8 protein-coding genes are annotated in these 12,621 nt (G+C 67.5%); 5 read left to right on the top strand and 3 right to left on the bottom strand.

The window, feature by feature from the left end:
- Window positions 1-5 precede the first annotated feature (5 nt).
- The 3 genes from pbpC to QM707_RS15105 are packed head-to-tail and all read right to left on the bottom strand — an operon-like array spanning window position 6 to window position 8,480.
- Window positions 6-2,384 (bottom strand): penicillin-binding protein 1C, encoded by a 2,379-nt coding sequence (gene pbpC, locus QM707_RS15095; RefSeq protein ID WP_415002702.1) that lies wholly within the window; start codon window positions 2,382-2,384, stop codon window positions 6-8.
- Entirely contained in the window at window positions 2,381-8,209 is a 5,829-nt protein-coding gene (locus QM707_RS15100) for an alpha-2-macroglobulin family protein (RefSeq protein WP_415002703.1), read from the bottom strand. Before QM707_RS15100 ends, pbpC begins: the two co-directional genes overlap by 4 nt.
- Window positions 8,187-8,480: a hypothetical protein gene (locus QM707_RS15105; protein WP_415002704.1), complete on the bottom strand. Its 294-nt coding sequence runs from the start codon at window positions 8,478-8,480 to the stop codon at window positions 8,187-8,189. Before QM707_RS15105 ends, QM707_RS15100 begins: the two co-directional genes overlap by 23 nt.
- Between QM707_RS15105 and QM707_RS15110 the strand changes: the two genes are divergently transcribed.
- From QM707_RS15110 to QM707_RS15130, 5 genes are all read left to right on the top strand, one after another.
- Window positions 8,460-9,128, top strand: a complete 669-nt coding sequence (locus QM707_RS15110; protein ID WP_415002705.1) for an alpha/beta hydrolase — start codon at window positions 8,460-8,462, stop codon at window positions 9,126-9,128. The two genes, QM707_RS15105 and QM707_RS15110, sit on opposite strands and share 21 nt — an antisense overlap.
- A gap of 51 nt (window positions 9,129-9,179) precedes the next feature.
- Entirely contained in the window at window positions 9,180-10,217 is a 1,038-nt protein-coding gene (locus tag QM707_RS15115; RefSeq protein ID WP_415002706.1) for a sensor histidine kinase, read from the top strand.
- Entirely contained in the window at window positions 10,214-10,945 is a 732-nt protein-coding gene (locus QM707_RS15120) for a LytR/AlgR family response regulator transcription factor (protein ID WP_415002707.1), read from the top strand. Before QM707_RS15115 ends, QM707_RS15120 begins: the two co-directional genes overlap by 4 nt.
- A gap of 75 nt (window positions 10,946-11,020) precedes the next feature.
- Window positions 11,021-11,932, top strand: coding sequence for a hydroxymethylbilane synthase (gene hemC / locus QM707_RS15125; protein WP_415002708.1), 912 nt, complete (start codon window positions 11,021-11,023; stop codon window positions 11,930-11,932).
- Window positions 11,932-12,600 (top strand): DUF6498-containing protein, encoded by a 669-nt coding sequence (locus tag QM707_RS15130; protein ID WP_415002815.1) that lies wholly within the window; start codon window positions 11,932-11,934, stop codon window positions 12,598-12,600. Before hemC ends, QM707_RS15130 begins: the two co-directional genes overlap by 1 nt.
- The last annotated feature ends 21 nt before the right edge of the window (window positions 12,601-12,621 follow it).

Here is a 12,621-nt window from a genome sequence, read left to right on the forward strand (position 1 = left end):
CGTTCCTACTGCGCCAGCTCGACGTCGATCTCGCGCTCGTCCTGCCTGCCGCGATCGTCGATGACGGCCAGGCGATAACGGCCGGCGCGTGGTGGCACCCAGCGCAGGGGTTCATCGCTGCGGACACTGCCGAGAAAAATTTCGCCGGCGAACCAGTACAGGCGGGCGACGTCGGCGTCGACGGTCGCGGACAGGCTCAGCTCGGATTGCTCGGGATGCGACAGGCGCAGGCTGTACCGCGTCGCGCGCAGCGGTGAAGTGATCGCGGGTGGTTTGCCCTGCCAGCTTTGCGCCGCATCGCAGTCGTCTCCTGACGGCGGCTTTCGCCGCGGCATGCCGGCTTGCGCGAAGACCTGCGCGAGATCCGACGGCCAGTATTCGAAGACCTGCATGTGCATGCGCATCGGATCGAAGTGTCCGCAGGCCACGCGACCGGTCGCGTTGTCGATCGCGACGGCGCGGTGCACGGTGCTGACGCGGATCGGCGATTTGCCGGGAATGAACCAGGTCTCGCCGCGTTGCGGGCACCAGCGGTTGGGCAGGTCGCCGGTCGCACGACAGACTTCTACGCGCTTGAGGTTCAGCGGCCACTGTCGTGGCGGTTCGCCCAGTCGAACATGCGCGGCGCGCAGCCCGTCGACGATGGAAAAGAATAGTGGCGCCGCCGCGTCCACGCCAACCAGCGCCGGATTGCCGGAGCCGTCGAAATTGCCCATCCAGACCACGAGCACATACGGACCCACGACCCCTGCGCTCCACGCATCGCGGAAGCCCCAGGACGTGCCGGTCTTCCAGGCGATCGGCGGCGAAGCCGTCGTCGCGAACGCGCCGGCGTCGGGCCGCGGATTCTTCTGCAGCATGTCGCGCGTGATGAAGGCCGCTTCCGGGCTGAGCAGTGCGACGCCGCTTTCTTCCGGATCGTCCTGGCGCCAGCGCAGGGAGCGCAACCGCCCGTCGTTGCCCAGCATCGCGTAGAGCCGCGACAGTTCTTCCATGCTGACTTCGCCGCCGCCGAGCACGAGGGCGAGGCCGTAGTGTTTTTCGCTGGCCAGAGGGCCGACGCCGGCGCGGCGCAGGAACTCGTAGAAGCTGGGCTGCGTCAGTTGCGAGGCGACGGTCACGGCAGGAATGTTGCGGCTGCGTACCAGCGCATCGCCGGCGGTCACCGGGCCCAGGAAGCGCCCGTCGAAGTTCTCCGGCGTGTAGGGGCCGAATGCCGTCGGCACATCGCGCAGCACAGTGGCGGGATGCAGCACGCCCTGGTCGAGCGCCAGCGCATAGATGAACGGCTTCAGCGTAGAGCCGGGCGAACGTTTCGCCGGCGAGGCGTTCACCTGACCGTGGATGCCGGCATCGAAATAGTCCGCCGAACCGACCAGGGCGCGCACGCTCATGTCGCGCGTATCGACCAGCATCGCGGCGGCGTTGCGCAGGCCGCGCACGCGTTCGCTGCGCAGGTGTCGGCCGACGCGTTCCTGCAACAGGGTTTGCAGGCGCAGGTCAAGCGTCGTGTGCAGGGTTGGGCCCGGATCGGGATGCAGTGCGCGCTGCGCCAGCACGCGTTCGACGTAGTGCGGTGCGGCGAACGGCAATTCGCGCGGGGAACGCAGGCGCAGCGGCATCGCCATCAGCGCATCTTCGGCCGAATCGGGCGTATGCGCCTGGCGCCATCTCGCGTACAACCGCGTGCGCGCGGCTTCCAGGCCGAGGCCGGTGTAACTCACGCCGGTGGCATCGGCGCGCAGTCGGCCGCGCCGCGCCGGCGCCTGCGGCAGCACGGCGAGCGTCAGCGCTTCCGGCAAGGTCAGGGCATCGGCCGGCTTGCGGAAATAGATGCGGCTGGCGGCGCCGACGCCTTCGATGTTGCCGCCATAGGGCGCGAAATTGAGATAGGCCTCGAGGATGTCGCGTTTGCCGTAGCAGGCCTCGAGCTGCAATGCGCGCAGGATCTGCTCGACCTTCCCCATGGGCGTGCGCGTGTTCAAATCCCAGTGCAGTCGCGCCAGCTGCATCGTGATGGTCGAGCCACCGACGCGGGCCTCGCCACTGCCGTAGGTCGACCAGGCGCCGCGTACCAGACTGATCGGGTTGACGCCGGGATGGCGATAGAACCAGGCATCCTCGTGCAGCAGCACGGCGTCGACGAAGGTCGGCGACATCGATTCGATCGGCGTCCACAAGCGATAGCGCTGGTCCGAGGCCAGGGTCAGCCGCAACAAGCGGCCTTCGCGATCGACGACGGCCAGCGACTGCGGAACCGATTGCGCGAGCGGTGGTCGAGGCCACCAACGCACGACGATCAGCGCCAGGGCAAGCAATGCCGCCAGCAACAGCCAGCGCCGCCAGTCCCAAGCCCGGCGGCGCAATCCTGCGAGAAGCTTCATGGCGTCGGCGCAGTCACCTGCAGCTCGCCTGCCGGCCCGCCCTGGGCGCGCACGGTGCGTTCGTACATGGATTCGGCCTGGATCGGCGGCACCACGAATCGCCCGGCGTTGTTGGCGCGGATGCGATAGCGGAATTCCTGCACCTGCGCGCTGGCCCCGCCGTACAGCACGACACGATCCTCGCGCGGCTCCAGATGCGTCGGCACGAAGGTCGAGCCCGGCAGGGCCAGGGCCGGTATCGCCGGTGCGGCATCGCCTCCGCCTTCTTCGTCGTACGAGGCGTCGTCGGTGGACGGCGGCGCCTGCATCACGGCCTCGAAACCACCGGGCAGCAGGTCGACGATGGCGATGTCGCTACGCCACTCGCTGCCGATCGCGCGCACGCGCAGGCGCACCGTCGCCTCCTGCCCGAGCGTCAGCGAGACGATCGGCTTGCCGGCATCGTCGAGATAGTCGCGACTGATTTCCAGGCCCTCCGACTGCGGCGTTTTCGGCAGCGCACGATCGAAGCCCGCCTGTTCGAGCAAGAACCAGGCGGGCGTCTTGTCCGCCGGTACGACCCATAGTCGGCGATCGGCGCCGGTGAACGCGCCGCGCGAAACGATGCCGACCTCCTGGCCGATGCGACGCTGCTTGCCGTCCTTGCCGGCGGCCAACAGCTGCGGACGCGCCGTGCCGACGTTGGCCGAGGCATAGGCGTCGAACGCGAGTACCGACAGAGCGGACGACAGCGTGTTATAGCTGTCGTTGCGCAAGGGATCGAGCAGGCGGTCGAGCGCCGACGGTTTCAGTTGTTTGGCCAGCGTCGGGAAATGCCGGTTCAGCAGATAGATCGTCCAGGCCTGTTCGATGCCGCCGTCGTAATACGCCGCATAAGTCGATGCGCCTTTCGGCGAGACGCCATTGGCGCGCGTGAGCGCGCGCGAAGCCAGTTCGCGCGCCGGCTTGTCCTGTTGCAGCTGCTGGTAGCTCGCCGCGAGCAGCAAGGCCGCCGTATCGTCGCGCCAGGTCTTGGGCTGGTCGCGCTTTAGCTGTTCATGCACCGCGCCGAGCAGGTTGCTGGCGGTCCGGCCCTGGCGCACGAGCAGGTAAACCGCGAAGGCGCGCTGGCGAAGACTGGCGAGATCGTTCTTCGACGGGTCCGCCGCCATCGTTTCGAGGTAGCGATTCAACGAGCGCAGCAGATCGTCCGGCACGGACTGACCGCGCTCGCGTGCTTCCAGCAGGTAGAGCGCCGCATAGGAGCTCACGAAAGCATCGGCCTGCGGCGTCGCCGACCAGGTGCCCAATCCGCCTTCGCTGTTCTGGCGCGATCTCAGCACGTCGATCACATTGCTTCCGCCGGCGCCCGTTGCGCTACGGATCTTGCCCAGTTCCGGATGCGAGGCATAGACGAGGCCCGGAATCGCCTCGCTGAGCACCTGCTCGGTGCAGTAGTGCGGATAGTCGAGCAGGTACGAACTCAGTCCGTCCACCGCGACCAGGGGCGAGACCGAAGCCGACAGTCTGCGCGTCGATCTTTGTTCGTACATCGGCCTGAGGTCGTCCAGCACGCGCTGCTTGTCCGCGCGACCGACCCGCAGGTCGTGGCGCGCGATGCTTGCGGGGCGCAACGAGAGTTCGATGCGACGCGACGCGACGTACTTGCCCGATTGCGCGCGCGCCACCACCGGCACGGCGCCGAGGGCGGCGCCGGCGCGGACGCGGAAACGAACGCTCGCTTCGCCGCCGGGCGCGATCGACACCGGCTTCGGCGCGGTTCCGACCAGGCTCAACGCCGCCGGCAGCTGCAGGCTCACCGCCACCGTCGCCGGCTGTTTCGCGCCGTCGATGGTATTGGCGACGCCGACCGGGATATCGAATTCGTCGCCCGGCGCAACATGCGTGGGCACGGTCGGTGTCAACACGAAGTCGCCACGCAGCAGCATCTGCGACTCGGCCAGGCCGACGCGTTCGGGCGTGACCGCCACTGCGGTCAGGCGCACCTGGCCGTTGAAATGATCGGGCAGGCGGAAACTGAGCTTGCGACTACCGTCCACGTCGACGACGCCCGACCACCAGACGGCGGGTTTCTCCGATCGCCGCTTGAACGGGTTCAGGTGCTTGGCCAGGCCGCTGCCTTCGTCGCCGCCCGGCGCCGACAGCGCGGCGACGCGACTGAACTCCGGCAGCAACAGGTCGAGGATCTGGCTGGTATCGACCTGCAGCATCTTCTTGCGGAAGAAATAGTCCAGCGGATCGCCGACGCGATAATGCGCGACCTGCAGGATGCCTTCGTCCACCGCGAACACCAGCACGCGCGCCTTGCCCTGCGTGGTGATTTCCAGCGGGATCGGGGCGCCGGGCTTGGCGACCTTCGGTGCCGAGATGGCCAGTGGCTGCACGCGGGCGCTGCGATCGACGGCGAAGGGCGCGATGCCGTAGCTCAAGGGGCTCATGAAGATCTCGTCGGACGACGGATCGCGCAGGAACTGCACGTTCACGTAGCCGTTGCCTTCGAAACCCTCGGGCACGCGGATGCGCTGCACCGAACTGGTGGTATCGGCGCGGAACCAGGTCTGCGCGTAGACGCGATCGCGTTCGATGGTGATCAGGCCGCTGCCGGTGTAAGGCGCACGCACGCTGACTTCGATGGTTTCGCCGGGCTTGAACGCCGTCTTCGACAGGGTCAGGGCGAGTTCGGCATTGCGGTCGAGGCTGCGCGAGACGTTCGCCGCGCCGGCCACCGAATAGGCGACCTGGTTCAGGACCTCGCCATCGGCGTTGCGGATCTCCAGCACGTAGTCGCCCGGCTTGCCGGTCTGCAGGGCGTAGTCTTGTGCCGCAGCGCCCAGCGCCAGGGCGTTGTCCTGCACCGGATAACGACGTTCGTGCGATACGTAGCGGTACAGGCCGGATTCCTGCCGCGTCAGTACCGAGACGAAGCGTTTCTCGACGACCACGGCACGCAGGCCGTCGACCTTGCGCGGCTTGCCGTCCGGACCGATCGCCAGCAGCGACACGCTGCGCTTGGCGTTGCGGGTGACGTAGTCCAGCGCGTCCACCGACTTGAAGCCGACCAGATAGTCGTTGCTCGACACCAGGGCGGTGACCTGGGCGGCGACGTTGCGGCCGCTGTCGGGCTCGAACACGCGGGCGAGGAAGTTCAGCTGATAGGTCGCGCGCGTATAGCGGGAAAGATCGAGCGGGAAGACCGCCTGGCCGTTTGCGTCGGTGCTGCCATCGGTCAACGACTCGCTATAGCCTTCCTTGGCGCGTTGCGGATCGTGGAAGGCGTAGCCGGGATAGGCAGGGAAGCTGGCGAAAGCCGGGCGCAGTTCCATCGTCGCTTCGACGCGACGCTGCTGTGCCGGCGTGCCGAACAGGTTTTCCGCGCCGACGATGGCTTTCAGCTCTTCCGGCCGGATCCAGCCATTGCGCGCCTCGGCAGAGAGTTTGGCGGTCACGCGCATCGTGTCGGGCGCGAACTCGCGCACCTGCACCGTGGTTTCGCCGACGGCAATGCGATCCTCGTCCTTGCCGACCAGGTAGAGGTTCGCACGCCAGGTGCCGCTGGGCGCGCTGTCCTGGGTGGCATGCGAGCTGGTGGCGAGGCCTGCCTCGTCGAGCTTGAAGGCATCGCGCCGCACGACGGTGCCGAGCGGATTGGTCAGCACCAGCTCCATCGGCAATCCGGCGAGCGAGCGCTTCCAGTCGGACGCGCGCACGATCATGCCGAGATTGATGGTATCGCCGGGGCGATACAGGCCGCGATCGGAGAACAGGAAGGCATTGAGCGCGCCGGCTTCCAGGTCGTTCGGTTCGCCGCCGATGTCGAAGCGCGAATAGTCCAGGGTCTGGCCGCTGGCATCCAGCGGCAGGAAGGAAAAGTCGTCGGCCTTGCCGACGGTCAGCATCACCGGCGCCTTCTCGCGTCGGAAACCGTCCAGCGAAGGCAGTTGCGCGCGACCGTCGGCATCGGTGCCGGCGCTCGCCAGCGTTTCGCCGTTGCGGGCGATCACCCGTACCGTCGCGCCTGCGATCGGGCTGCCCTGTGCCAGCGACTGCACGAACACATCGCGACGACCGTCGAGCGCCTTCTTCGCGATGATGCCGAGATCGGTCAGCACGACGAGGCGGCTGTCCTGTTCCTGCCCGGCATCGTCGGCGAGGGTTTCCTCGGCGCTGCGCTTTTCGTCGTTCTCGCTCATCGTGCGCAGGCTGAGCAGGAAGACGCCGCGTCGCGACGGCGCGAGGAACTGCGCCAGGTCCACGCCTTCGTAGTGCGCCTTGGCCGGATTCTCGACCGGCAGGCTGAGGCGCTTTTCCATGCGTTCGACGAGACTGTCGGCCTCGATGCCGCCGAGTTCCACCTGAGCGTAGTCGCCCTGGTTGTCGAAGACCAGGTGCTGCAACTGTTCCGGAAGCACGCGCGCAACTTCCAGGCGCGCGCGCGCCACGTTGCGCGAGACGATGCTGACGCGTCGCTCGCCGCGCAGCGAAAGCAGGGCGCCCTGGCCGACGAAGCGAAGCAGCTGCGGATATTCGGGTACGGTCGCGACGGCGTGGTTGTCGGCGCCGAGCAGGAAACCGCCGAATGCCTTCAGGCCCTTGTTCACGCGAACGTACAGGATGCGTTTCGGCGGGGCCTGGAAGCGGAAGCTGTGCGTTTCGATGAACTCACGCTCGCCAGGCAAGGCCGTCAGCGCGACGCGTTGCGACTTGGCCAGGATCTTCTCGTCGATTTCGTCGGCGCTCCAGCCGTAGATCTCCGGCTGCTCCTTCTCGGGAATGGCCGGGTTCTTCGCCGGCAGCAACCAGGCACCGACGGCTTTGGCTACGTCGGCGTCGCGCATGGCGTTGTTGAAGCCGACCACCAGCACCTGTTCCGGTTCGAAGCGTTCGTTGTCGACCAGGGTGGCCTCGGTCGAGTCGACGTTCACGCTGTACAACGAGGGCAGGCCGACCTGCGCCGTCAATGCCTCCTGGCTGCCTTCGCCGCCGAGCACGCTGCTCACGCCGGCCGCGACGTCGAAACGCAGCGTGCCGCCGTTGTCGGGCAAGGTCAGCGGCTGCGAATGCACGAAGGCCTTCAGCCGGTTCTCGTCGTAGCTGACGACATGACCGGGCGCGGCTTGCGCGGTGCCGGCGCCGTCGACCAGCTTCAGACCGATGCGGCGTTCGAGCTGCGCGGCGTCGACCGGATGCGAGAAGCGCAACTCCAGCACGCCTTTCTTCAATGCCGGGTCGACCGGGTCCTGGTAGAACTCGCTGCCTTGCACATTCGCGCGGAACGGCGCCGACGAGAATTCGAATTCCTCCTGCTGCAGCTCCGTGCGCGGCGCCAGTGCGAGTTTCGGATCGATGCGCAGTTCATAGGCCTGGCCCACGGGCCAGTCTTTCGCCGGCACGAACACGAGAGTGCGATCGTCGCGCCAGGTCCAGGCGCCGGGCATCTCCGGCATCAGCGTGATGCCTGTCGCGGCACCGCCGATCGCCTTGATCGGCGCGACACCGGCCGAAAAGCGGACCGTCAGGTCGTGCACGACGGCCGGCGTCTTCGTGTAATCGGTCAGGGCCGGGCCACTGAGGCTGACGTGCAACGCGCCGGGCTTCACCGGGACCGGACGCGTCGCCCACCACCATCCGCCAGCAACCAGGAGCAGCGCCAGCGCCGGTGCGCCCAGATACAGGCGCGGGTTTTGCCGGATCTTCGCCAGCAGGGAGGAGAGCCAGGCCGGCGGCTGCCAGTTCAACTGGCCGAAGAGGCGCTGCGCCCAGGGCGCAGCCGGAGGAAGGTCTCCGCTCGTGGCGGCAACCGGTTCATCCTGCGGAAGTGGCGACATGACTGACCTGCGGCTGGGTAGGCGGCGCCCGATCCGGCGCCGTGGCGAAGCGCGACAGGCGGTTTTTCCCCATGTTTCGACCTGTCTCGCGCAGCAAATGCTGGCACAGATTCCAGCGGTTTTTGCCAGCATCCAGCGAAAATATTTTTCGCGAAATCGCGGCCGCCCGGCGTGCCCGATTGCGTAAAGCTGCCAGAATGTGCCGGCTCGCGTTCGCTCGCGCAGCGCCGAACATCAGGAAAGGAACCGCATGCTGCAGACCGTCGAACACGAAACCCGGCCGCGCCCGGCCTGGAGCATCGTCTGGTTGCACGGGCTGGGCGCCGACGGCAACGATTTCGCGCCCATCGTTCCCGAACTGGTGCGCGATGGCTGGCCCGGCATCCGCTTCGTCTTCCCGCATGCGAAGGTTCGCCCCGTCACGATCAATGGCGGCGTGCCGATGCGCGCCTGGTACGACATCGTCAGCCTGCAGATCGACCAGCGCGCCGACGAAACCGGCGTTCGCGATTCGATCCGCGAAGTCGAAGCCCTGATCTCGCGCGAACGCGATCGCGGCGTTCCGGCCGAACGCACGATCCTGGCCGGCTTCTCGCAAGGTGGCGCGATCGCGCTTGCCGCCGGCTTGCGGCGCGAAGCGGGGCTCGCGGGCGTCGTCGCCCTGTCCACTTACCTGCCCTTGGCGAATGCGACGAAAGACGAAAGCACCGCCGCGGGGCGCAAGACGCCGGTCTTCATGGCGCATGGTTCGCAGGACCCGGTGGTGCCGCAGGCTTTGGGCTTGCGCAGCCGCGATGCCTTGCAGGGCCTGGGCGTCGGCGTCGAGTGGCATAGCTATCCGATGCCGCATAGCGTCTGCGCCGAAGAAGTCCGCGATCTCGGCGATTGGTTGACGCGACGTTTCGCCGGCGAAACCTGAGGCCGGGGCGGAACGCTGCGTCGGCTCGCCGATTCGGGCGATACTCGCGCCATGACCGCGACGCAACCCTGGATGCCCGATTTCTGCCGACTGCCGCGCATCGCGGCGGTGCTCGGTATCGCCGAGCTCGTGGTCGTCATCGTCGCACTGGCGCCGACGCGCTCCCTGCGCTGGAGTTTCGAGGAATTCGCCGCCGCCAGCGCTTTCTCCTGCTGGCTGGCGCTGACGATGGCGGTCACCTTGTGCAAGGCGCGCCCCTGGCTGGATCGCCTACCCATCAGCTTCGCCCTGCCTATGGCGGTACTGATGCCACTGCCCGTCGCCGGATTCGGCGCCTGGGCCGCGCAGCAGATCGATCTCGGATTGGCGATGGGCTATACCCTTCCGGCGACCGAACAATGGCGTTTCGTCGGATCGGTCGCGGCGCTGGCGATGCTGATCAACGCCCTGTCGTTGCGCTACTTCTTCGTGCGCGAACAATGGCAGTCGCAGGTCAATGCCAATGCCAAAGCCGCCGTGGACGCGCTGCAGGCGCGGATACGCCCGCATTTCCTCTTCAATTCGATGAACAGCATCGCCAGCCTGGTGCGGCGCGACCCGGAAACCGCCGAGCAGGCGGTGGAAGACCTCTCCGAGCTGTTCCGCGCCGCGCTCGGCGCCGATCGCGGCGAATCGACGCTGGCGGAAGAGATCCATTTCGCCGAACGCTATCTCGCCATCGAAAAGCTCCGCCTCGGCGAGCGCCTGCGCGTGCGCTGGCAGATCGACGACGACGCGCCGAGGACGATGGCCCTGCCGCGCCTGGTCCTGCAGCCCCTTTTCGAGAATGCCGTCGTGCATGGCATCGCGCCGCTGGCCGAAGGCGGCGAGATCGATATCTCGGTTCGGGTCGAATCGCCCTGGTTGATGCTGCGCATCGTCAACCCGGCGCTGCCCCCGCGCGAGCGCGACGGCGGCAACCGGCATGCGCAGGCGTCGGTGGCGCAGCGACTGGCTTTCCAGTTCGGCGCACAGGCACGGATGACGCGCGAGTTCGCCGATGGCTACTATCGCTGCGAGATCCGCCTGCCCCTGAAGGCCGAGACATGAAGCTGCTCGTCGTCGACGACGAACCGCTGGCGCGCGACCGACTGGTCGCCATGCTGGCCGACGTGCCCGACTGCGAGATCGCAGGCGAGGCCGGCAACGGCCGCGAGGCGATCGAACGCGCACTTTCGCTGTCGGTGGATGCGCTGTTGCTGGACATTTCGATGCCGGTCATGGACGGCATCGAAGCGGCGCGTCACCTGGCCCGCCTCGAATCGCCGCCGGCGGTCGTCTTCTGCACGGCCTACGACGAGCACGCGTTGGCGGCGTTCGAAGCGGCGGCCGTCGACTACCTGGTCAAACCGGTGCGGCGCGAACGCCTGCTCGAGGCGATCGAACGCGTGCGACGGCGTCGCCCGAGCGAAACGCCGCGCGCCCCGGTGCCGGACAGCGACCGGCAACGCAGCCATTTGTCCGCCCGCCTGCGCGGCAGCCTGCGCCTGATTCCGGTCGAGGACGTGCACTACCTGTTGGCGGAAGAGAAATACGTCGTCGTGCACCATGGTCGGGGCGAGGATCTGATCGAAGAGTCGCTGAAGTCGCTGGAGAGCGAGTTCGCCGACCGTTTCCTGCGCATCCATCGCAACTGCCTGGTGGCGCGCGACGATATCCAGGAGCTGCAGCGACTGCCCGACGGGCGCGTGCTGGCGAGATTGCGCCGCGCCGATGCGGCGCTGGAGGTCAGCCGTCGCTGCCTGCCCGGCCTTCGGGAAAAGCTCAAGCACCTGTAGGAGCGGGGTGTCCGCGCGGTTCGCGCACCCTGGCCTGGCGCAACGAGGCGCGGCCGAATCGGCGATAATCGCGCCATGGACAAACTGCGCATCGCCACCCGCAAATCCGCCCTGGCTCTGTGGCAGGCCGAACATGTCGCCGCACGACTGCGCGCCGCGCATGCCGGCCTGGTCGTCGAACTCGTGCCCATGACGACGCGCGGCGACAAGATCCTCGATCGGCCGCTGGCCGATATCGGCGGCAAGGGACTGTTCCTGAAGGAGCTGGAAGTGGCGATGCTCGAAGGCGAGGCCGATATCGCCGTGCATTCGCTCAAGGACGTGCCGATGGACCTCGACGGTCCCTTCGAGCTGCCGGCGATCCTCGAGCGCGGCGACCCCTTCGACGCCTTCGTTTCGGAAAAGCACTCCGATCTGGACGCCCTGCCGCGTGGCGCCCGCGTCGGCACGTCGTCCTTGCGCCGTCAGGCGCAATTGCGCGCACGCCGTAGCGACCTGCAGGTGCTGGATCTGCGCGGCAACGTCAACACGCGGATCGCGCGCATGCAGGCCGGCGACTACGATGCCATCATCCTCGCCTGTGCCGGTCTCGAACGCCTGGGCCTGTCGCGCTTCATCCGCCATCGCCTCGACGCGCCGAGCTGGCTACCGGCGGTCGCGCAGGGTGCGATCGCGATCGAATGCCGCATCGGCGACGCCGCCACCATAGACTGCGTGCGCGTGCTCGATCATGCCGTCACGCGTACCTGCGTCGAAGCCGAGCGCGCGATGAATCGCCAGTTGCACGGTAGTTGCCATGTGCCGGTCGCGGCTTATGCCACACTCGACGGCGGCATCTTGTCGCTGGAAGGTCTTGTCGGCTCGGCCGATACCGGCGAATGCGTCCGCATCGGCGAAGTGGGGCGCGCGAACGATCCCGAAGGCCTCGGTCGTCTGGTCGCCGCCGAGCTGCGGTTGAAGGGCGCGGACCGCCTGTTGTCGTCGTGATGCAGGCAGCGACGCCGGCCGCGCCGAAGGCCAGTCTGGTCGACACCGCGCTGGTGCTCGCCAGCAACGCACTGACGCTGTGGTGGGTTTGGCGTGGCGACTGGACGCTGTCCTCGCTGATGGTGTTGTTCTGGTCCGAAAACCTGATCGTCGGCCTGCTGTATCTGGCGCGCACGGTGGTGCTGCCCGGGCCGCCGGTGCTGCATGGCATGAAGTTCGTCATGGTGCCGTTCTTCTGCCTGCACTACGGCCTGTTCCTCGGCCTGCACGCGCTGTTCGTTTTCGGCGGCGTCGTGCCCGACGGTTCCGCGCCGACGTCGGCGGCCGGTTTCTGGTGGGCCTTGCTGGCGGCGGCCGCGAGTTCGGCCTGGCAAGCCTGGCAGGCGCATCGCGCCTATGTGGCACCGACCTACGATGCCGAGACGATCGCCGTCTCGCACAAGGATTCGAAAGTCGCGCGCCAGCTCGTGACGCCGTTGATGCGATTGACGGCCGAGCCCTACCTGCGCGTCGCCATCCTGCACGTGGTGTTGGTGATCGGGGCGATAGGCTCGCTGGCCCTGGGCTCGCCCTGGTTCATGCTCTTGCTGCTGGTCGCATTGAAAACGGCGTATGAACTGGCGCAGGCGCGGGGCTGGATCGGCCGCGGCCTGCGGCATTTGAATTGAATCGTTCGCGTCCGACTCGAA

This window comes from Arenimonas sp., from assembly GCF_047602345.1.
Lineage (GTDB): Bacteria > Pseudomonadota > Gammaproteobacteria > Xanthomonadales > Xanthomonadaceae > Arenimonas.